Source organism: Synergistaceae bacterium, assembly GCA_031272035.1.
Classification (GTDB): domain Bacteria; phylum Synergistota; class Synergistia; order Synergistales; family Aminobacteriaceae; genus JAISSA01.
The window spans coordinates 1-20,840 of sequence record JAISUO010000015.1 but is presented as its reverse complement, the minus strand read 5'-3'; the positions used below and the strand labels follow the sequence as shown (position 1 = coordinate 20,840).

The window sequence follows — 20,840 nt, the reverse complement described above, 5'->3', positions numbered from 1 at the left end:
GTCACCCAGGGCGACGGCAAGCAGGCCAAGATCACCCTCTACGCCAACGACACCATCGGTCAGGTGATCGACAAGCTGAACACGGCCATCGGTCAGGGCCTCGGTCAGGGGCAGTACACCAACGACCAGAAGTTCGCCCAGCTCGGCAACGGAGCGCCCAACAGCGCCCTGTCCACGGACGGGACCATCGTCATCAGCTCCGTGGTCACGGGCAGCGCCGGCAAACTCTCCTTCGCCGGCGACGAGGATCTGCTCAATGCCCTCTCCCTGAACACCATCAAAGCCGCAAAGGAGAGCGATTACAACATCACCATTGCTGACGCCCACACCGGGAACATCCTCGTGGACGGCGTGCAGGTCACGGGCAACAAGCTCATCGGTCTGGTTCATGAAAACGTGGACGTGCAGTTCGACTCCATGCTGGGCATCACCGCCACCATGCAAACCGATGGCTACTATAAGTACACCTACTCGACCACGGGTTCCGATTTGTATCTGCACCTTGCGGACAACACCACGGTGTTCCAGATTGGAGCGAACGAGGGCGAGGATATGGGAATCAACATCGGCGACATGAGGTCTACGGCGCTGGGTCTGGACTCCGTTCTCGTAACGGACCGCGAGTCGGCGGCCCGTTCCATCACCATCATCGACAACGCCATCGACAAGGTCTCCATGCAGAGGGCAAAGCTGGGCGCATACCAGAACCGTCTGGAGCACACCATCAACAACCTGACGGTGGCCAGCGAGAACCTGACGGCGGCGGAGAGCCGGATTCGCGATGCGGACATGGCGAAGGAAATGATGAACTACACGAAGCTCTCGATCCTGCTTCAGGCGGGGACCAGTATGCTGGCCCAGGCCAATGCCCTGCCTCAGAACGTCCTGAGCCTGCTTGGTTAATCAGGACCTGTTTACCGCGGGAGAGGAAACTCAGAAAACAGGGCCTCCTTTTTTGGGAGGCCCTGCTGATTTTTTGGGGAAGCTCTGTTGATTTTGGTGCCGGGAGGGAGACTCGAACTCCCATGGAGTTGCCCCCGGTGGATTTTGAGTCCACTGCGTCTACCATTCCGCCATCCCGGCTCGGATGTAATTCGCAAACAAAGGCAGTTTACCCTTTTTGTCTCAAAACGTCAATCAGAGTGTCACTCATTGGTTACATATTGGGTGAATTTGCAATTGGGTGAATCTGGTTCTTGACTTTATGATTTTTGTGGTTTATTATCCTGTCCTGTTAAAACCAGTTTCCAGGAGTTTCAGTTTATTTTGTTGGTATGAGCCATCTGTTTCAATAATGAGAGTGAGGTGAACCGCATGTCTGTGATGTTGAAAGTTATCCGTGTCTCTTTGTTCGGATTTTTTAGCTTTAGCTATCGGTTTACAACGTGCGGGGATCCCAGTAGATTGAGGGTCGGTGCAACACTCGCCTGTTGAGCCGAAGCGAAAATCAAAAAACTGAGAGGGCTTCCCCGCAGAAAACGCGAAGGAAGCCCTCTCTTTTTTATGTCAGACCCCTGTGCAGGAGGGAGGTTTTTGGTGAACGCGGTTTTGATGTAAGGAGAATTTGCATTGTTGCAGTCCATTTTTATAAATCGAGAAGGAGGAAGTAGTGAAAATGAACATTCCGTTGGTGATTTTGATTGGGTACGTGATCGTGTTGGGGCTGCTGTCCTGGAAGGCCACTCAGATACAAAAGAGCGGCGGCGGGGGAATGATGCTGAACTATCTGCTGGCCGGTCAAAAACTTCCCACCCTGTTGGTGGCCGTGATGCTCACAGGTCTGGCCGTGGGCGGCGCTTCCACCGTAGGCGTGGCGGAGCAGGCCTATACGAAAGGGCTTTCCGCGGGCTGGTACAACGCCGCCTGGGGGACGGGCGGTATCGTTGCCGGTCTCTTCCTCGCTTCGAAATACCGCAGCATGAGTCAGCATACGGTTCCTGAAATGATGGGAACGGCCTTTGGCAGCGGGGCCCGTCTGGTCGGCGTTCTGGCGCAGCTCCTGATCATGATGACCATCACCTCTCTGCAGTACGTGGCGGGAGGCGCGATTCTGGCTTCGATGCTTCCCGAGATCTTCACGTTCCACACGGGTATGCTCGCGTCCGCTGTGGTCTTCGTCGGCATCACCCTGATGGGGGGATACTGGGCCAGCGGGCTCACCAACGTGGTCAATGTCATCTTCATCTATGTGGGTATATTTGTGGCGCTCATTGCCGGTTTCCGGAATCTCGGAGGCGTGGATGCCGTCCTCAAAGCCCTGCCCGCAGGTCCCTGGTTCGATCCTGTAAGCGGCATCGGTCTGGCGATCGTCACGGGATGGATGACCGTTATGACGACGATGGCCTGTACAACGCAGGCTGTTGTTCAGATCTCCATTGCCGCGAAGGATGAAAAGACGGCGCGGAACGGGTTCATTCTCGGCGGGCTGCTGACTCTGCCGGCCGGCTTCCTGTGCGCTCTCTTCGGAATCATGGCCGCCGCGGAGTTCCCGAACCTTTCCAATCCCGCTCTGGCCCTTCCCACCATTGCGAAGAACAGTATAAGCCCCCTGGTTGGCGGCATATTCCTCGCCGGGCTTTGGGCCGCCGATGTTTCTACCGCAATCGGGCTGCTGATGGGATGTTCTTCTCTGTTGCTGAGAGACGTCCTGAAACGGTCAACGACCAAAAATTTCACCCCGAAAACCGAAATGCTCATATCGCGCGGATCGGTTTTGTTGGTCAGCGCGTGTTCTCTGGGCCTGGCTCTGACCGCCGTGGGAATATTGCAGACGATCACGTCGGCGCTGGCGATCACCACGTCCTTCACACTTTTAATTGTAACCAATATCTATTTCCCGCGTCTGTGTAAAAAATCCGCCGGGCTGTGGACGATTTCGGCTTCTCTGATCGTGTGGGCCCTTTGGACCTGGGTCCCCGCCACTCGCTGGGCTCCGCATCTGATTTATGCGGAATGGGTGATCTGCCTGGTCGTGTTTGCCCTGACCAGCGTTCTGGACAAACGCCCGGCCGCGCTGCTGCTGCCGATGGAGCGAAAACTGCCCGGCGCGGAGGCGACTCAGGCCGACTAATGCCAATTTGCTTCCAAACGGGCGTTAATGAAGAAGCTAATGTTTGAATGTCATTGCTTTTAGCTATTCTAACTTCAGGCCTTTTACTTCAAAGTAACGATGATTGTGCTATTATGTTAAAAAATTCATGACCCGGCCGCGGGTGAGCCTGGGGCGTGCAGAAAGGGTGATCGTAACAATGATTGTCGTCACTTCCAAATTCAAGGCAAAACCGGGAAAGAGAGATGCCGTCGTGACCCTTGCGGGGCCTGCCATCGCGGCCACTCGAAAAGAAAAGGGATGTCTTCGTTACGAGCTTTTTCTTTCCAGCGAGGACGACGTGACTTTGCAGTTCATCGAAGAGTGGACCGATCCCGATGTTCTGCGCGCTCACTTGAAATCGTCCCATCTGGCGGAGTTCAAGGCGGCCCGTAAAGATATTGTGGAAGAAGGAAGCATTCTCAAAATTTTCGAAGGGAAAGAAACGTCTCTGAACTGACCTTCTAATATTTTGTAATGTCTCTGAAAGGCCTGTAACAGGACTCTGACGTCACCGTGATGTTGGAGTCCTGTTTTTATACAGACTTTACAATATGAATTTACAGAAAAGAAGGACAGTATTTCTACCTTGACGAATCTCCAGGTCTATACGTTATAATTAATCACGATCCCTGAAAGAAGGATACGAGAGAGACTTTTGATTTGTATTTCGAGGGTGAAGCAGGACGAAAACGAAACAAAAGCGCCGAAGGGGCAAGTTTGAAGCCATTCAACCAGCTGCAAAAATCTCCGGGGTGGTGCAAAAGGAAACTCTCAGGCAAAAGGATCGTATCCGGACAGGTCTCTGAAGCGGCTGATTTCTCGGGACTGGACAGAAAAAATCTGCCGTGACAGAGGGAAAAGTGTCCAAGGGGAGGGCTGTGCGATGCAGAAATGTGTCGTCGTAACAAACAATCCGTTTTTATATCGGTTTGTTTCGTCGGGACGTTTTATAGAGGGATCGGCCTTGCATGTTCTGCTTGATGTCCGTGATTCCCTGCATCGCGGCGGTAAACTGCTGACACATCCTCTGTGCGGCAATCTTCGTCCTTATCAGCAACCGTATCGTTCCGTCCTGACAGAGGAAAATCCGGCTCGCGATAAATCCGGGTTTCCCATTGATCTCGAATCAATTTCCATCATCGAAAATGCTGTTCTTGTCTACCGAAGCTGCGAGGAACGTCTGGCTTTGCCGGCGTTGCTGCCGGAAACCCTGCGCGAGGATTACGCTTTTGTCGACTTCGAGCTGATGCGGGAAAGTCTTGAAAGATACGGCCAGTTGCTGAAACCTCAGAAACTGAGCTCCGTTTTTGGCGCGGCCTGACGGAGTTTGAAATTTTGGGCGCCCGACCCGGCGTCGGAGCCTGAAAAGCAAGTGAAGGGAGGTGAAAAAAATGGTGGAACTGACAAAGGAAAATTGCGATGTTGAAGTGAAGGAAAGCGCGTTGCCGGTGGTGGTGGATTTTTGGGGTCCCTCCTGTGGTCCCTGCATGGCCCTGATGCCCAAATTTACTGAAATTGCCGGAAAATATGACGGAAAGGCCAAGTTCTGCAAGGTCGATACGTCCCAGAACAAGCGTGTGGCCATCAACTTTAAAGTGATGAGCCTGCCGACGATTCTTTTCTGGAAGGGCGGAGTCGAGGTGGCGCGCCTTGGAGGCGCGGACGCGACTCCCGAAAAAATTACCGCGAAGATCGAAGAAATGATCGCCTGAGGTAACGAGTGTTTTTTGGAAAGGAGGGACATCATTGAGGCTTGAACTCCACAGAGTCTTTGTAAACAAACTGGTGTTCGGCAACGAAACTGGAGTTGCCGGCGGAACGCTTACCATCAATAAGAAAGAACTGCTTGATCTGATATCGGAAGACGAGAGGCTGGGGAAAAACCTCGATGTCGATGTGGCCATGCCGGGAGACAGCGTTCGCATCATCCCGGTGAAGGACGTCATTGAGCCGCGCTGGAAACTGGAAGGCAAGGGGCAGGTTTTCCCCGGAATGATTTCCGATGTGGAAACCGCAGGTGAGGGAAAAACTCTTGTCCTGACCGGAGCGGCTGTCGTCACCACGGGGAAGATCGTTCGTTTCCAGGAGGGGATTATCGATATGTCCGGACCTGGAGCGGACTACACGCCTTATTCGAAAACCTGCAACATCGTGCTGCTTCTTGAGCCGGCGTCTTCCGAGATGGACAAGCACGACTACGAGGCCGCCTGTCGTATGGCGGGGCTGAAGACGGCCGCCTACCTGGCCCGCTGCTGCGCGGGCGCGAAGGCCGATCGGGTCGACGTGTTCGAGCACGCAAATATTCGTGAGGCCATGGGAGCCCATCCCGGACTTCCGAAGGTGGGATACCTCTACATGCTCCAGACTCAGGGGCTGCTGCACGACACGTATCTTTACGGCGTGGACGTGAAGAAAATCCTGCCCACCATTTTGTCTCCCCTTGAGGTCATGGACGGAGCCATCGTTTCGGGCAACTGCGTTTCGGCCTGCGATAAAAACAGCACCTACGTCCACCTGAACAACCCCGTCATCGCCGACATGCTGAAACGACACGGGAAGGACTTCAATTTCGTGACCTGCATCGTCACGAACGAGAACGTCACGCTGGCGGACAAGCGCCGCAGCTCCGACTACGCCGTGAAGCTGGCCGCCATGCTGGGTCTTGACGGCATCGTCATCACGGAGGAAGGCTTCGGCAATCCCGACGCCGACCTGATCATGAACTGCTGGAAGGCGGAGCGGCTGGGGCTGAAAACGGCGCTCCTCACCGACGAGTACGCCGGACAGGACGGGGCGAGTCAGTCTCTGGCGGACTCCTGCGTCGAGGGCGACGCCTGTGTCACAGCGGGCAACGCCAACGAAGTCATCGTGCTGCCGCCGATGAAAAAAGTTCTGGGCGTCGTGGAAGAGGCGAACGTTATCGCCGGAGGCTGGCAGGGCTCTCTTGCCGCCGACGGGACCATAACGGTCGAACTTCAGGCCATTACGGGCGCGACCAGCGAGCTTGGCTACACGAAGCTCGGCGCTTATACGATTTAATTTTATTTGAAGCCCGAAAGGGAACCTCTACTTTCGAGGCTCAGGGAACGAGATTTACAATTCAACAAAAATTTGAGATGAGAAAGGATGGTGTTCAAACATGGGTAAACTGGCAGGGAAGAAGTTGCTGCTTCTCGGAGAGCGCGATGGCGTTCCTGGACCGGCCATGGAAGCATGTTTGAAAGACAGCGGCGCCGAAACGATTTTTTCGGTGACCGAGTGTTTTGTCTGAACCGCCGCAGGGGCGATGGACCTGCAGAATCAGCAGCGCGTCAAGGACGCGGCTGACAAGTTCGGTACCGATTGCATCGTTATTCTCGGTTCTTCCGACGCCGAGGGCGCGGAAATTTACGCCGAGACCGTGAGCAACGGCGATCCGACCTACGCAGGGCCTCTTGCCGGAGTCTCGTTGGGACTCCCTGTATACCATGTTTTTGATCAGACGATACGTGACGAATGTGATCCTGCCGCCTGGGAAGAGCAGATCAGCATGATGGAGATGGTTTTGGAACCCGAAAAGCTGGCTGCAGCTGTGAAGGGTATTCGCGATCAGTTCAGCAAAAATGTTCTGTAAAGTCCGGCTTTTACAGCGGCAGCGGTATTCCTGAAGGATCGTTTCAGGGACCGTGATACCTGACAGAAAGGTGGGAGGACAAGAGTGGCTTATCGTATCGTTCATTATATAAATCAATTCTTCGCAGGTATTGGCGGCGAAGAAAAAGCCGATGTCGCGCCTGAAATCCGCGAGGGCATCGTAGGACCCGGCGCCGCGCTGAAGGCGGCACTGGGAGCGGACGTCGAAATTGTGGCGACCGTTGTCTGCGGCGACTCTTATTTTGCCTCCAACATGGATAAGGCAAGCGCCGAGATCATTGAGATGATCAAAAAGTACAAGCCCGACGCCTTCGTTGCCGGGCCGGCTTTCAACGCCGGTCGTTACGGCACGGCCTGCGGCGGGATGTGCGAGGCGGTGTCCAGGGAACTTGGCATTCCCGTGGTCAGCGGAATGTATCCGGAAAATCCGGGCGTCGAACTTTACAAAAAGTCGGCCTGGATCATTGAAACCCCCAACAGCGCGGCAGGAATGCGACAGGCGGTTCCCGCCATGGCGAAACTGCTTCTGAAACTGCTGAAGGGTGAAAAACCGGGGACTCCCGCGGAAGAAGGCTACATCGAGCGCGGGATTCGCAAAAACAGGTTCTACGACAAACTGGCGGCTGAACGCTGTGTGGAAATGTTTGTGGCCAAGCTGAAAGGCGAGGCCTTCAATACGGAATATAAGATGCCCGTGTTCGACCGGGTAGATCCTCAGCCCGCCGTAAAGGACATGAAAAACGCCGTTATTGCTCTTGTCACGTCGGGCGGTATCTGCCCCAAGGGAAATCCCGATCATATCGAGGCTTCCAGCGCCAGTAAATACGGCGAATATGACATCACGGGCGTGATGGACCTCACTGAGGATAAATATTGTACGGCCCACGGCGGCTATGACGCAACCTATGCGGACAGAAACGCGGACGTGGTGCTTCCTGTGGACGTCCTGCGGGATATGGAAAAAGAGGGCGTCTTCAAAAAACTGCACAACAAATTCTACAGTACCGTGGGCAATGGGACGGCTGTGGCCAGCGCGAAGCGTTACGGCGCTGAGATCGCCGACAAACTGGTTGCGGACGGAGTGACCGCCGTCATTCTGACATCGACCTGAGGCACCTGTACTCGTTGCGGTGCAACGATGGTGAAAGAAATTGAGCGAAAACTTCCTGTGGTTCATGTTTGTACCATAGTTCCCATTTCTCAGACCGTTGGAGCGAACAGAATCGTTCCGGCGATTGCGATTCCTCATCCCTTCGGTGACCCCTCCCGAACTCCGGAAGAAGAAAAGATTATCCGCAGGCATCTTGTAGAAAAAGCTCTCAGGGCTTTGCAAACGGAAATAACCGAGCAGACTGTCTTCTCGGATTGAACCAACCGGCCAGCCGGGCACGACTGCTTTTTACGGTCCAGCCCTGCTGGCTCGGTCACTTTAGCTGTACCAAGATCACCAAGGAGGATATAGATTCATGTCGAGCGTTGGAATCAAAGGATATTCTTACTGCCTGAACCATACGCCGGAACTGGGCCTGCACTATGGTTCGACGCCTTTCACGGAGCACGAAGCGAAGGGCGAAGGCAGCGACTATCTGAAAGCTATGCCCAAATACGTACAGACGTACGACAAGGCCATGCAGTACGCTCCAAATCAGGCCTATATCGGTGGAATTACCTACGAAGAATTCGAAGCGGCCAAAACTCCCTGGATCGAAAATTACCTGCAGGAGGCGACTCGTTACGGCAGGTACGGTGAAATTATGCCGGAGGACGAATTTCTCGGTCTGATCGCGATCTGCGACGTTTTCGACCTGATCTGGCTGGAAAAAACTTTTGCCGAAGAGGTCAAGGCGAAACTCCTGAAGGACCCCGTCATGACGGAAACCATCGTGGCCCGTCTCAAGGGAGTCCACGAGATCTCCGAAATCGAGACGGAAATTCGGGAGAAGAAAGGGAGACCGCTTTATTTTGGCGGAAAAGTCGTGGGCTGCGCCCGTAACGGTCATGAGATCGACGACTGTCTTTTCGCCTATGTTCTGCTGGAAAACCTGGCCTGCAAGGCGGGCGGCGTCCTGGCTCTTCTGCATTTGCTGAAAAACAGCGGCGTGAAAGCGGAGGAGATCGATTTCGTTATCGAGTGTTCCGAAGAAGGCGCCGGTGACATGAACCAGCGCGCCGGAGGCAATTTTGCCAAGGCCGTGGCGGAAATCGCCGGCTGCGTCAACGCTTCCGGCTGCGACGTGCGCGGATTTTGCGCCGGGCCCGTCAACGCCGTCATCGCGGGGGCCGCGCAGGTCGCGGCGGGAGCCAGGAAAAACTGCGTCATCCTGGCGGGAGGCGCCGTCCCCAAGCTCTATATGAACAGTCGGGATCACGTCAAAAAAGAACTTCCCGCTCTGGAGGACTGTCTTGGGAATTTTGCGGTGCTGCTGGTCCCGGACGACGGAACCAACCCCGTCATTCGCCTTGACGCGCTGGGAAAACACTCCGTCGGGGCCGGAGCCGCCCCCCAGGCCATTACCTCCGCTCTGGTTTATGATCCGCTGACAGGGCAGGGATTGACCTTCGGCGATGTGGATAAATACGCGGCCGAACTTCAGATTCCCGAAATCACCCTTCCCGCCGGAGCCGGCGACGTTCCCCACGCGAACATCAAAATGATCGCGGCGCTGGCGGTCATGAAGAAAGCCATCGAAAAGAGCGGCATGGAGGCGTTTATAAAAGAACATGGCGTCGTCGGTTTCGCTCACACCCAGGGACATATTCCCTCGGGAGTTCCCTTCATCGGTATCGCCTGTGACCACATTCGGGCCGGAACCATGAAACGCGTCATGATTATCGGTAAGGGCAGCCTTTTCCTGGCGCGCCTGACCAATCTCGCCGATGGCGGTTCCTTCCTTATCGAACCTTCAAAGGGAGGCGCTTCGGGAGGAGCCGTAAGCAAAGAGGACGTCAAAGCCCTGATCCTGGAGGCCCTTTCTGAAATCGCCGAGAAACTGAAATAAAGCGGGGGCAGCGAGCATGAACGACATAAAAAAACTGGTCGGAGAATCTCTTGCTGAAATCATCGGCGCGGCAAAAAATGGCGGACCGAAAGTCAGGGTCGGTCTGATGGCCGCTGGCAGTGAACTGGGCGGAGAGGAACTGGCAAAAGGGGCGCAACTTGCGCTCGATATGTACGGCAATGTTCAGCCTGTCATGATTGGTCCCCGGACGCCGAATTTCGACGATCTGGAGTGGATCGAAACCGACGACTGTGAAGCGGATATTTCAGCGGCCCTGGAAAGCGCCCTCAAAGAGAAGCGGATCGACGGCGCTGTGGCGCTGCATTTCCCCTTTCCCCTGGGGGTTACGACCATCGGGCGGGTTCTGACTCCATCCAAAGGACGGGCGATGATTCTGGCCTCCACCACAGGGACTTCGGCGACGACCCGAGGCGAGGCCATGCTGAGAAACGCCGTCTATGGAATCGCCACGGCGAAGGCTCTGGGAATCGCCAGCCCCACGGTGGGCATCCTGAACGTCGACACGGCCCAGCCCGTTTTCCGCGCCCTGTTGCATTTGCAGGAGAAAGGCTACGACATCCGTTTCGGTTCTTCCGTCCGAAAAGACGGCGGATCGGTTCTGCGGGGAAACGACATTCTGGCCGGAGCGGTGGACGTCTGCGTGACCGACACCCTGACGGGCAACGTCCTGGTGAAGATGTTTTCCTCCTTCAACACGGGAGGGAGCTACGAGGCTGTGGGCTGGGGCTACGGCCCCTCCTGCGGGGAGGGGTGGATGGACGTCGTTTCCATCATCTCCCGTGCATCGGGAGCGCCTGTCATCGCCAACGCCCTGACCTTTACGGCAGCCGCGGTGGCGGGCAAACTGCCGGCGAAGGTGGCCGAGGAACTGAAAGCGGCCAGGAAAGCCGGTTTTGATGAAGAGATTGTGGCTTTGACGCCAAAAGCGCAGAGTGAAGGAGAAGTTGTGCAGGCCCCGGCGACGGAGCCCGTCGATGAGGAGCTGCATGGCGTGGATGTTCTGGAGATCGAGAATGCAGTGAGAGTGTTGTGGAAAATGGGTATTTATGCTGAATCTGCCATGGGTTGTACCGGGCCGGTGGTCAAACTGTCCGCGAAAAACGCGGAGAAAGGCTTGAATATCCTGAAGGAACATGGCTATCTGTAAGTATTCGAGACTCCGAAGAGGCCTCTCTGGATCGATTGATGGAAGAAGAGAAGAAGAAATTCTGGAGATATTTACCTTAGGGGAGGAATTTTGATGGAAGCACAAGCGAGTATATCTATGGCTGACAGTATCCTGAAATGGACCGTGGACGCAAACAGTTTCCTGTGGGGTCCCTATTGTCTTATCGGTTTGCTGTGTCTCACCGGACTTTGGTTCACCCTTATCCTGAAGGGGGTTCAGGTGACCAGGTTCGGCACAGCGGTCAAGCGGCTGCTGGGTGATTTTTCTTTCTTTGGCGTGACCGCCGGCAAGGACGGAATGAGTTCCTTCCAGGCTCTGGCCACGGCCATCGCCGCGCAGGTGGGAACGGGCAACCTGGTGGGAGCGGTAACCGCGCTTATTGCGGGTGGGCCCGGAGCTATTTTCTGGATGTGGATCGCGGCTTTTCTGGGTATGGCGACCATTTTTGCCGAGGCCTGTCTTGCGCAGCTCTACCGAACGACGGACCAGAACGGGCACGTGGTCGGCGGACCGGCCTATTACATTTCCAAAGGACTGGGCGACAATTTTCTGTCGAAGGCAATGGCGGCGTTTTTTGCGGTCGCCCTCATTCTGGCCCTGGGCTTCATGGGAAATATGGTGCAGGCCAACTCCATTACTGACGCGTTTGTCACGGCCTTCGGATTTTCCCGACTGCTGGTGGGGGTCGTCCTGGCCCTTCTCGCCGGAATGATCTTTGTGGGCGGCATCAGCCGAATTGCCGCCGTGACGGAGAAAATCGTTCCCTTCATGGCGATTCTCTACGTTGTGGTGGGCGGGGTGATCATCATCAAAAACTTCGATCAGATCCCCATGGTGTTCAGCAGTATTTTCCACGGCGCGTTCAACGCCCAGTCCGTATGGGGCGGCGTTCTCGGTATATCCGTAGCGCAGGTGGCCCGTTACGGAATTGCCCGGGGTCTGTTTTCCAACGAGGCCGGTATGGGTTCCACGCCTCACGCCCATGCCGCCGCGAAGGTGAAACACCCTGTGGAGCAGGGAGTTCTGGGTATTGTCTCCGTTTTCATCGATACGTTCATCGTCCTGAACATCACCGTGTTCGCGGTTTTGTCCTCCAATACGATCGTTTTTGAGAACGGCCAGCCCACGCTTCGCGGCATTGCGCTGGTTCAGCAGGCGTTTTCCCAAAGTCTCCTGGGCAGCTACGGACACGCCTTCATCGCGATGTGCCTTCTTTTCTTCGCTTTTTCCACGATTATCGGCTGGTACTACTTCGCGGAGACCAACATCCGTTATCTTTTTGGAGTGAGGGCACTGCGTCCGTTCCAGGTTCTTGTCATGGCTTTCATTTTGGCCGGAAGCGTTCTTAAAATCGACCTGGTTTGGGAACTGGCGGATTTCTTCAACGGCGTGATGGTTTTTCCGAACCTGCTGGCTCTGCTTTTCCTGAGCGGCAAGGTTGTTCGCCTTCTGAAGGAGTACAACGAGGGTATTCCTTATAACCGGGAGAGTTTCCTGAAGTAAAGCAAAAATAACGCAAAAATAATCAACAATAAATCCCCCATAGAAAGCGCCGTACACCTTTTTCGGTCTGTACGGCGCTTTTGCGTGGCACGGGGTCCCTTCCATGATATGTGTGTACGCCCGCCATTATTGGGGCCTGCAAATCATCTGCGCCTGTTGTGTCGATTCGTAACTCGAAAAACTATTGACGGCTTTGAGAAATGGGCATAAATTGAAAAGAAAAATTTCTCTCTGTCAGGAGTGAGTGTCAATGAATCTGAGTCAATATCCCCGTCGCCGTTATACGCCTTATCAGACGCCTATAGAGGAGCTGCGGAACCTTAGCGACGCGCTGGGCGGGCCGACGATCTACATGAAGCGCGACGATCTTCTTGGACTGGCCGGCGGCGGGAACAAGACGCGGAAGCTGGAATTTTTAATGGCCGACGCGCTGAACCAGGGCGCCGACACCGTGATCACCTGCGGAGCCGTCCAGTCGAACCACTGCCGTTTGACCCTTGCCGCGGCCGTCAAAGAGGGGCTGAAATGTCACCTCGTCCTTGAGCAGCGCGTCCCGAACAGCTATGACGAACGTGCCGGCGGCAACAATTTCCTGTTTCACCTTCTGGGGGCCGAAGGGTTCCACGTGGTGGACGGGGGCGCGGATATGGCGGCCGAGATGCAGAAAGTGGCCGATGCCCTTGCCTCGAAGGGGCGCAAACCCTACATCATCCCCGGCGGCGGCAGCAACGAGATCGGCGCGCTGGGTTACGTCGCCTGCGCGCAGGAACTGCTGGAGCAGTCCTTCGAGATGGGCGTAAATTTTGACAATATCATACTCACCAGCGGCAGTACGGGGACCCATGCCGGAGTGCTGACGGGAATCCTGGGCAACAACGCAAACATTCCGGTTACGGGCATTGGCATCAATCGCAAAAAAGAGGCCCAAAGCAGCGCCGTTTACGCGCTGACACAAAAACTTTTCGACAAAATGGGAATCCGCACGCCCCTTTCCCGGGAGGACGTCGTTGTTTTTGACGATTACATCGGAGAGGGCTATTCCCGCCCCACAAAGGGGATGATCGAGGCTGTGAAGCTTGTCGCCCGCACCGAGGCCATTCTTCTCGATCCCGTTTACACGGGCAAGGCCATGGCCGGAATGATCGACCTGATCAAAAAAGGACATTTTGCGAAAAAAGACAAAATCCTCTTTCTTCACACCGGCGGTTCCCCCGCTCTGTACGTCTATGCGGACAAATTTTTCGAGTGAAGAAAATCCCTTTATTGAATCATTGAGAAATGACAACGACACGACAGGATCCCGAAAGAAAAGGAGTCCTGTCGTGTTTATCGTTACAGCCCGTAATATGACGGAAAGGCGAGGGGAGAGATAATGAAAATTCTTGCGGTCAATGGCAGTCCAAGAAAAGGCTGGAACACGTCGAAACTGCTGGAGCATGCTCTGGAAGGGGCGAAGTCCGTCGGCGGAGAGACGGAAGAGATCGTCAACCTGTACGACCTGAACTTCAGGGGCTGCGTCAGCTGTTTTCGATGCAGAGTGAAAGAGGGCGGTCATCCCGGAAGATGCGCCGTCAGAGACGATCTGAGCAGTATTTTGGACCGTATGGCGGAATATGGGGGACTGCTGATCGGGTCCCCGATCTACCTCTGGGACGTGACGAGCCAGACGCGGGCGTTTTTGGAGCGGCTGATCTATTCGAATCTGGCCTATCGGGCCGAAAACCGGTCGGAGTACAAAGGCAAAACCAACGCGGGCTTCATTTATTCCATGAACGCCACGGAGGAGCGCATGAAAACCTCCGGTTACGATTTTCTCTTCAAAAGTCACATGCATTTTCTCTCCTTTCTGAACGGCAGGGCGAGATATATGACGTCCAACGACACCTGGCAGTTCGACGATTACGCGAAGTACGACGTTCCTCTTTTCGACCCCGCCGCCAAGGCCGAGGTGCGTCGGGAGCAGTTCCCCAAAGACTGCAAAAGAGCCTTCGAAATTGGAGCGGGCCTGGTGCAGTCCCGCCGTTGAAAAATTGACAGAGGAGATTGGTGGAAGAAAATTGGTGGAGGAAAATTTGCCTGTATTGCCAATTCCTATTAAAATATCGTGATAATTGTCTGTGACAGGTAGAATAATATTTGGAAGATGTTCTCAGGGAACTGCAGGGAGGTATCGGAGAATGCCGAAGGAAACGCTGGAAGGGTTCGTCCGGTCCGCAAGATGGTGGCGGACGGAGATCCCTGGAAAAATTGTCCTGTCGAAGGACGGGGTGAAGGATCTTTTTGACCTGTTGCGTCAGGAAAAGAGTCGTCCTTTTTTCATTGTGGACAAAGCCCTGAGCGGTCAGGAAAAGTTTGGGCCGATTCTGGCGGAGAAGGGGAAATTTTTATTTTTGTTTGACGCGACCGCGTCGGAGCCTCGAACAAAAGACGTGGATGCGCTGGTGAAACTCCTTCGAGAGGAGAAGCTGGACCCGGACGTCATTGTTGGCGTGGGAGGCGGCGGAACCATGGACCTGGCCAAGGCCGTGGGAATATGCCTGAAAAATCCCAAAAGCGCCGCGGACTACCAGGGCTGGGGCTTCGACATGGTGCGAGGGGTGGATGTATGGGTCGTCCCCACCCTGAACGGAACGGGGGCGGAGCTGACCCCCATCGCGGTACTGAGGGGGCCCGAAAAGAAGCTGGGCATCAACACGCCTCTCGTGGCGGCGCGGGTGGCGATTATCGACCCGCAGCTCTCAGAGGGAGTTCGAAAATTCAATCGCTTCTTTACGATGATGGACTGCTACTATCATCACTGCGAAATCACCCACAGCAAAACCAGCGAACCGAACGCGATTCTGGACGCGAAGGACGGCCTTGAACTGTCCCGGCAGGTTTTGTCCCGTGACCTGTCGAACTACGACCTGGAAACGGCAATACGATCCGTCCGCGCCTCCGTGCTGGGAGCGAGCAGCACTGTGGGAGGCCGGGTCGGAGCCAGCCACGCCATCTCTTACGGCCTGAGCAACTCCGGGCCCACCCTTCCCCACAGCGTCTCCGTGACGATCTCCATGCTGGCCCTGGCCGACCTTTACCGGGACGGCGGATACGAGGAAACCCTTCAATTTATGAAAATCAACGCAATCCCCGTTCCCAAAGCCAGAGATTACGGAATAGACGCCTCTCAGATCGATAAAATGGTACAGACGGCTCTCGGCATGGATAAGCTCTGGCTGAGCCATTTCGGCGAGGGCTGGGAAAAAACGGTCACCCGTGACTTTCTGCGGGATGTTTACGCGAGAATTGTTGCCGCGTGATTTTTCGGAGTTTGCTCTCTGTTCGCCATGATCGAAACGCTGGCCGTCATTCCCGCGCGCTATGGAAGCACGAGACTGCCCGGTAAACCGCTTCTGAAGCTCTGCGGGAAGGAACTGGTTTTATGGGTGTGGGAGGGGGTGCGAAAAAGCGCCTCCGTGGATCGGGTGATTGTCGCGACCGACTGTGAGGCGATCGCGTCTCTGGTGGAAAAGGCGGGAGGCGAGGCGATGATGACCCCGTCGGAACTGCCCACAGGAGGCGATCGGGTGGCCTGGGCGGCGGAACGTGTTCCTTCCCGGTTCGTGCTGAACGTGCAGGGCGACGACCCCATGGTGGAACCTAAAATGATCGATCCCATGGTGGAGGCTCTGCGACGGGATCCGGAGGTGACGCTGGCCGTTCTGGCCAAACGCATCGAAAACCCGGACGAGGTGGAGCGAACTTCCGTTGTCAAGATGGTGTTTGATGAAAAGGGGAGGGCTCTGTATTTCAGCCGCTCTCCCATCCCTTTTTCAAGGGACGGGGATCCGAAGACGGCGCGTTTCAAGCATATCGGGCCCTACGCCTGGCGCAGAGAGGCCCTTTTGGAGTTCGCAACCCGGTCTCGCACTCCGCTGGAGCGGGCGGAAAGTCTGGAGATGCTTCGGGTGCTGGAAAAAGGCGGAGTTATCCGCTGTATCGAAACGAACGTGGACACGGTGGAAATCGACACGCCGGAGGATGTCCATCGCTTCGAGGCGCTGATGAAGCGGAGCGGGAATATTTAGCAGGAATATTTATCAGGGGAGGACTGGGATAATTATGGCCGGTTATGAGCTGTTTGACGAAAAGGAACGCGCGCAGGTCGCGGAGGTAATGGAAACGGGTATTCTGATGCGCTACGGGTTCAGCGGAGTTCGCGCCGGACATTGGAAGGCCCGGGAGATGGAAGAGGCCATCCGCAAGCGATCGGGCGCCGCTTACGCTCTGTTGCTGGCGGACGGAACCGCGGCTCTGACAACGGCTCTGGCGGCCCTGGGCGTCGGAAGCGGGGACGAGGTCATCATGCCCACGTTCACCTTCGTCGCCAGTTTTGAGTCCATCATTGCGGCGGGGGCTACTCCGATTCTCGTGGACGTGGACGACACCCTCTGTCTCAGCCCGGATGCCGTGAAAAAGGCCATCACGCCCCGCACCAAAGTGGTCATGCCGGTGCATATGTGCGGCGCGGCGGCAGATGTGGACCCGCTGCGGGAGATCTGCAAGAGCCGCGGCCTGTTTCTCGTGGAGGACGCCTGCCAGGCTTTCGGAGCTTCCTATAAAGGGAAATTCGTGGGAAGCCTCGGCGACGCGGGATGTTACTCCTTCGATTTCAACAAGATGGTGACCTGCGGAGAGGGCGGAGCTGTGGTCACCAACGACGAAAAACTCTATAAGCGGGCGGACATGTACCACGATCACGGGCACGACCACCTGAACGAGGACAGAGGTGCGGAGGGTCATCCCTTCCCCGGCTACAACTACCGCATCTCCGAACTGCACGCGGCCATAGGCTGCGCCCAAATCGGGAAGCTGGACAATTTCCTGTCCCGTCAGCGCCGGAACAAAAAACCCTTTAAAGAGGAGCTGTCCGCGATTCCGGAGGTCACTTTCCGCCGACTTCCGGATCCTGAGGGAGACTGCGCCACCTTTCTGTCCTTCTTTATGCCGGACGAGACCCTGGCCCGGCTCGCGGCCCAGTCGCTGAAGGAGGCCGGAACGGAGGGAGTTTTCCACTGGTACGACAACAACTGGCATTACGTCAGAAACTGGCTGCATTTAAAAGAGCGCCGCTTTGCGAATGCCATTTCTCCCAACATTCTGGAGGGGATGCCCGACTACTCCAAGGCGGACTTTTCCGGATCCGACCGCTGGATGGCCCGCTGTATCTCCATCACGATCAAGCTGGGCTGGTCGGAGGAAGACGCCCTCAGCCGGGCGAAAAAGGCGGCGGCGGCGATAAAGAAGATCCTGTAAAATTATCGAAAAACGTAAAAGCGATAAAAACCGTCCGGGCGACGGAACGCATTTCCTCCCGCCTCGGACGGTTTTGTCTGCCGAAAGGGGAGTGTCCGCGCGATGGCCGGAAAGCAAAGTACAGATCTGAAAAATGCAGGTCAGAAAAATATGGATCAGAAAAATATGGATCAGAAAAATTCAGAACAGAAAAATTTGGAACAGATCGTGAAAAAGGCCGTCGAAAAACACCGGAAAGCTGCGGTGGCTCTGAGCGACGACCTGGGCGCGCACCCTGAGCTGCCTCACAAGGAGTTCGAGTCGAGCGCTAAAATTGTCGATCTTCTGAAAAAAGCCGGTTTTCAGGTGGAATATCCTTTCTGCGGGTACAAAACGGCTTTCAGCGCCCTTCTGGACAACGGAGAGGGGCCGGACGCGGCGATCATGGTGGAGTACGACGCGCTCCCCGATATTGGGCATGGGTGCGGGCACAACCTGCACGGTTCTCTGTCCGTTCTGGCGGGGCTCGCCCTGTTGGAGCTGCGGGATCGCTACAGAGGCCGGATTCACGTCATCGGCACCCCCGGCGAGGAAGGGGACGGCGCGAAGGTGGGAATGGCGGCGAAGGGCGTTTTCGACGGTATGGCGGTGGCGATGATGATGCACAGCATCGGCGGCGGTGTTTGTCAGCCGGATATGGATGCCCTGAGCCTTCGGTGTCTGGAAATGGAATTTCGCGGCAGGTCCGCTCACGCGGTGGCGGCTCCCTGGGAGGGGCGTTCGGCGCTGGCCGCGGCCCGAAAGTTTCTGGACCTGATCGACGCCCGTCGGGAGTGTTTCACTCCGGACATTCACGTCAACGGCGTCATTCTGGAGGGAGGGAAGACCCCGAACATCATCCCGGAACTGGTCCGGCTCCTGGTGGAATTTCGAACGAACTCCAGTGCGAAGCTCAGGAGTGTGGACGAAATGGTGCAGAAATGCGCGGAGGCCGCCGCTATGGCCTTGGAGTGCAGGGTGACGTGGAACGCGACATTTTCCGATTTCGCCGATATGATACGTGTTTCCGCTCTGGAAAAGGAGGTCGAGCGGATTCTGACCGGCCTGGGAGAACGCGTCTCCGAGGTCACGCCCCCCATTGGCTCCACGGACGTGGGCAACGTCAGTTACTGCTGTCCCGCGATTCAGCCGCTGATGGCCATTACAGACGAACCTCTCGTCCTTCATACGGCGGAGTTCGCCGCGGCCACGCTGAAGCCCAGAGCCCACCAGGCCATGGCCCGGGGCGCGGAGACTCTCGCTCTGCTGGCCCTCAAAATCCTGAACGACGGGGATTTTCGACGCGCTGTCCGGGAGGATTTCACCAGGCAGCTCGATCTTAAAAACAACAGAAAATAGTTTATAATTTGCTCCAATTTCGATCCATAAATTTTATTCTATAAATTTTAATCTATAAATCAAAAGGGAGGTTTTTTCAGTGGGAGAGGAATCGAAGGGACAGTCGTCGGGAAATTTGCAGGAAAGCAGGGTGGAAAAGAAGAAGTTCAGGCTTCCCCATATTTATGTTTTGCTGGTGAGCATTATTTTTCTCTGCGCCATTGCGTCCTGGATTCTGCCCGCGGGAGAATTTGACCGGACTCAGAATGCGGCGGGGCGAACGGTGGTGGTGGCGGGAACCTGGCATCCCGTGGCGCCCTCGCCGGTGGGGCCTTTCGGCGCGGTGCGGGCCATCTATGGAGGACTGGTGGACGCCGCCGGAGTGGTCTTTTTCGTGTTTGTGGCTTACGCTTCCATCAGCCTTCTGCTCTCCTCCGGAGCCTTCAACGGCCTGGTGGCCGGTTTGCTGAAGGTCTTTCGGGGAAAATCCCGGGCTGTGGTCATCCCCATCTTCATGATCATCATGGGCGTGGGCGCGTCCACGGTGGGTATCTTCGAGGAGGCGCTGCCCTTCATCCCGATTTTTGCGGGAATCGCCATTGCCATGGGGTATGACGCCATTGTGGGCGTGGCCATCATCGGGCTGGGCGTTGGCCTGGGTTACAGCGGTGCGGTGATGAACCCCTTCACCGTCGGAATCGCGCAGAGCGTCGCGGAGCTGCCTCCCATGTCCGGATGGGGCTATCGCCTGATTTGTCACCTGTCGATGGTGGTGGTGGGGGCGCTGTATACGATGCACTACGCCATGAAAATACAGGCGGACCCCACGAAGAGCCTGGTGTACGGAGAGGATTTCAGCAAGCTGGCCATGGACGAGAAGACCCTGTCGGAACAGCCTTTCGGCCTTCGGGAAAAGCTGGTTCTGCTCGCCTTCGGAGCCATGATCGTGCTTGTCGTTTACGGGACGCAGGCCTATGGCTGGTACTTCGAGGAAATCTGCGCCGTCTTTCTTATCATGGGAGCCGTCACCGCCATCATCATGGGCTGGGGGCCCAATCAGGTGGCTGAAAAGATGGTGGGGAGCCTCTGCGACGTCACCATGGCCTGTATGATGATCGGCCTTGCCAGAGGAATTTTGGTTGTACTGCGTCAGGGGCACATCATCGACACCGTGGTTTACGGCCTGTCGATTCCTCTCGCGGGTCTTCCGAACTGGCTTGCGGGGGAAGCCATGCTTCTCACTCAGACGCTGCTCAACTTCCTGATCCCCTCCGGATCCGGTCAGGCCGCCACGAGTATGCCGATCATGACGCCTCTGGCGGACGTCCTCGGCGTATCCCGACAGGTGGCGGTTCTGGCGTTTCAGTTTGGCGACGGCATTTCCAACATCCTCTGGCCGACGGCCTTCGCTCCGGTTGTCGCGGCTCTGGGCGGCGTCAAACTGGGAACCTGGTGGAAGTGGTTCGTTCCGCTTTTCGGGTGGATTCTGCTGACGCAAATGGTCCTTGTGGCGGTGGCGATCTCCATCGGCTGGTAAATGCAATGAATTTTAAAACGAAATAAATCTGTAAACAAATGAAAACTCAGGCCGCCGTACATTTGGGAGACAGCGCGAAGCTGGTCTTCCAATTATGAGAGAGGGCGAGTTTTCTCAATATATGGTGTGTCAGAAAAATTCGGTCATACGGGTGAATTCTGACCTGGACCTGCGCCTGTTGGGACCGCTGGGATGCGGAATCATGACAGGCGCAGGGTTCGTCTCAATCACCTGAAA

The 20,840-nt window shown here is 55.9% G+C and carries 18 protein-coding genes, 1 tRNA gene and 1 riboswitch; of the genes, 18 read left to right on the top strand and 1 reads right to left on the bottom strand.

The features are described from left to right. Window positions 1-63 precede the first annotated feature (63 nt). The gene (locus tag LBR61_01810; GenBank protein ID MDR1730808.1) at window positions 64-903 is read left to right on the top strand and encodes a hypothetical protein; all 840 of its coding nucleotides are present in this window, start codon (window positions 64-66) and stop codon (window positions 901-903) included. A 94-nt stretch (window positions 904-997) separates the two neighbouring features. Here the strand turns inward: LBR61_01810 and LBR61_01805 are convergent. Beyond that, window positions 998-1,083, bottom strand: a tRNA-Leu gene (locus LBR61_01805). Between the two features lie 532 nt (window positions 1,084-1,615). On the opposite strand from LBR61_01805, the gene LBR61_01800 reads away from it, so the two are divergent. From LBR61_01800 to LBR61_01720, 17 genes are all read left to right on the top strand, one after another. Then, entirely contained in the window at window positions 1,616-3,070 is a 1,455-nt protein-coding gene (locus LBR61_01800; protein ID MDR1730807.1) for a sodium:solute symporter family protein, read from the top strand. A 166-nt stretch (window positions 3,071-3,236) separates the two neighbouring features. Then, window positions 3,237-3,548, top strand: a complete 312-nt coding sequence (locus tag LBR61_01795; protein ID MDR1730806.1) for an antibiotic biosynthesis monooxygenase — start codon at window positions 3,237-3,239, stop codon at window positions 3,546-3,548. A gap of 176 nt (window positions 3,549-3,724) precedes the next feature. Further along, window positions 3,725-3,888, top strand: a riboswitch (glycine riboswitch). Window positions 3,889-3,974: 86 nt separating this feature from the next. Continuing rightward, window positions 3,975-4,412 (top strand): GrdX family protein, encoded by a 438-nt coding sequence (locus tag LBR61_01790; GenBank protein ID MDR1730805.1) that lies wholly within the window; start codon window positions 3,975-3,977, stop codon window positions 4,410-4,412. Between the two features lie 70 nt (window positions 4,413-4,482). Continuing rightward, window positions 4,483-4,803, top strand: a complete 321-nt coding sequence (locus LBR61_01785; GenBank protein MDR1730804.1) for a thioredoxin — start codon at window positions 4,483-4,485, stop codon at window positions 4,801-4,803. A 34-nt stretch (window positions 4,804-4,837) separates the two neighbouring features. Next, window positions 4,838-6,130, top strand: a complete 1,293-nt coding sequence (locus LBR61_01780) for a glycine/sarcosine/betaine reductase component B subunit (GenBank protein ID MDR1730803.1) — start codon at window positions 4,838-4,840, stop codon at window positions 6,128-6,130. 100 nt (window positions 6,131-6,230) lie between these two features. Further along, window positions 6,231-6,704: a glycine/sarcosine/betaine reductase complex selenoprotein A gene (locus LBR61_01775; GenBank protein ID MDR1730802.1), complete on the top strand. Its 474-nt coding sequence runs from the start codon at window positions 6,231-6,233 to the stop codon at window positions 6,702-6,704. An 84-nt stretch (window positions 6,705-6,788) separates the two neighbouring features. Further along, window positions 6,789-8,093: a glycine reductase complex selenoprotein B gene (grdB, locus tag LBR61_01770; GenBank protein MDR1730801.1), complete on the top strand. Its 1,305-nt coding sequence runs from the start codon at window positions 6,789-6,791 to the stop codon at window positions 8,091-8,093. A 97-nt stretch (window positions 8,094-8,190) separates the two neighbouring features. After that, the gene (locus tag LBR61_01765; protein MDR1730800.1) at window positions 8,191-9,723 is read left to right on the top strand and encodes a DUF5940 domain-containing protein; all 1,533 of its coding nucleotides are present in this window, start codon (window positions 8,191-8,193) and stop codon (window positions 9,721-9,723) included. Between the two features lie 16 nt (window positions 9,724-9,739). Next, window positions 9,740-10,891, top strand: a complete 1,152-nt coding sequence (locus LBR61_01760) for a glycine reductase (GenBank protein ID MDR1730799.1) — start codon at window positions 9,740-9,742, stop codon at window positions 10,889-10,891. 117 nt (window positions 10,892-11,008) lie between these two features. Continuing rightward, window positions 11,009-12,415: a sodium:alanine symporter family protein gene (locus LBR61_01755; GenBank protein MDR1730798.1), complete on the top strand. Its 1,407-nt coding sequence runs from the start codon at window positions 11,009-11,011 to the stop codon at window positions 12,413-12,415. A 250-nt stretch (window positions 12,416-12,665) separates the two neighbouring features. Next, on the top strand, window positions 12,666-13,664 hold the full coding sequence (locus tag LBR61_01750) for a D-cysteine desulfhydrase (GenBank protein MDR1730797.1): 999 nt from the start codon (window positions 12,666-12,668) through the stop codon (window positions 13,662-13,664). 123 nt (window positions 13,665-13,787) lie between these two features. Continuing rightward, window positions 13,788-14,441 carry a flavodoxin family protein gene (locus LBR61_01745; GenBank protein MDR1730796.1) on the top strand — a complete coding sequence of 218 codons (654 nt, stop codon included), beginning with the start codon at window positions 13,788-13,790 and terminating at the stop codon, window positions 14,439-14,441. A 151-nt stretch (window positions 14,442-14,592) separates the two neighbouring features. Beyond that, window positions 14,593-15,714 (top strand): iron-containing alcohol dehydrogenase, encoded by a 1,122-nt coding sequence (locus LBR61_01740; GenBank protein ID MDR1730795.1) that lies wholly within the window; start codon window positions 14,593-14,595, stop codon window positions 15,712-15,714. 27 nt (window positions 15,715-15,741) lie between these two features. Then, window positions 15,742-16,482, top strand: a complete 741-nt coding sequence (gene kdsB / locus LBR61_01735) for a 3-deoxy-manno-octulosonate cytidylyltransferase (protein MDR1730794.1) — start codon at window positions 15,742-15,744, stop codon at window positions 16,480-16,482. 34 nt (window positions 16,483-16,516) lie between these two features. Continuing rightward, window positions 16,517-17,710, top strand: coding sequence for a DegT/DnrJ/EryC1/StrS family aminotransferase (locus tag LBR61_01730; protein MDR1730793.1), 1,194 nt, complete (start codon window positions 16,517-16,519; stop codon window positions 17,708-17,710). 150 nt (window positions 17,711-17,860) lie between these two features. Next, the gene (locus LBR61_01725) at window positions 17,861-19,087 is read left to right on the top strand and encodes an amidohydrolase (GenBank protein MDR1730792.1); all 1,227 of its coding nucleotides are present in this window, start codon (window positions 17,861-17,863) and stop codon (window positions 19,085-19,087) included. A 79-nt stretch (window positions 19,088-19,166) separates the two neighbouring features. Then, the gene (locus LBR61_01720) at window positions 19,167-20,603 is read left to right on the top strand and encodes a YfcC family protein (GenBank protein MDR1730791.1); all 1,437 of its coding nucleotides are present in this window, start codon (window positions 19,167-19,169) and stop codon (window positions 20,601-20,603) included. Window positions 20,604-20,840 lie beyond the last annotated feature (237 nt).

Excerpts from the sequence above, each read along its gene's own strand:
- LBR61_01800 (MDR1730807.1), top strand. The coding sequence starts at position 1,616 with ATGAACATTCCGTTGGTGATTTTGATTGGGTACGTGATCGTGTTGGGG.
- LBR61_01790 (MDR1730805.1), top strand. The coding sequence starts at position 3,975 with ATGCAGAAATGTGTCGTCGTAACAAACAATCCGTTTTTATATCGGTTT.
- LBR61_01785 (MDR1730804.1), top strand. The coding sequence starts at position 4,483 with ATGGTGGAACTGACAAAGGAAAATTGCGATGTTGAAGTGAAGGAAAGC.
- LBR61_01765 (MDR1730800.1), top strand. The coding sequence starts at position 8,191 with ATGTCGAGCGTTGGAATCAAAGGATATTCTTACTGCCTGAACCATACG.
- LBR61_01760 (MDR1730799.1), top strand. The coding sequence starts at position 9,740 with ATGAACGACATAAAAAAACTGGTCGGAGAATCTCTTGCTGAAATCATC.
- LBR61_01755 (MDR1730798.1), top strand. The coding sequence starts at position 11,009 with ATGGCTGACAGTATCCTGAAATGGACCGTGGACGCAAACAGTTTCCTG.
- LBR61_01750 (MDR1730797.1), top strand. The coding sequence starts at position 12,666 with ATGAATCTGAGTCAATATCCCCGTCGCCGTTATACGCCTTATCAGACG.
- LBR61_01745 (MDR1730796.1), top strand. The coding sequence starts at position 13,788 with ATGAAAATTCTTGCGGTCAATGGCAGTCCAAGAAAAGGCTGGAACACG.
- LBR61_01740 (MDR1730795.1), top strand. The coding sequence starts at position 14,593 with ATGCCGAAGGAAACGCTGGAAGGGTTCGTCCGGTCCGCAAGATGGTGG.
- kdsB (MDR1730794.1), top strand. The coding sequence starts at position 15,742 with ATGATCGAAACGCTGGCCGTCATTCCCGCGCGCTATGGAAGCACGAGA.
- LBR61_01730 (MDR1730793.1), top strand. The coding sequence starts at position 16,517 with ATGGCCGGTTATGAGCTGTTTGACGAAAAGGAACGCGCGCAGGTCGCG.
- LBR61_01725 (MDR1730792.1), top strand. The coding sequence starts at position 17,861 with ATGGATCAGAAAAATATGGATCAGAAAAATTCAGAACAGAAAAATTTG.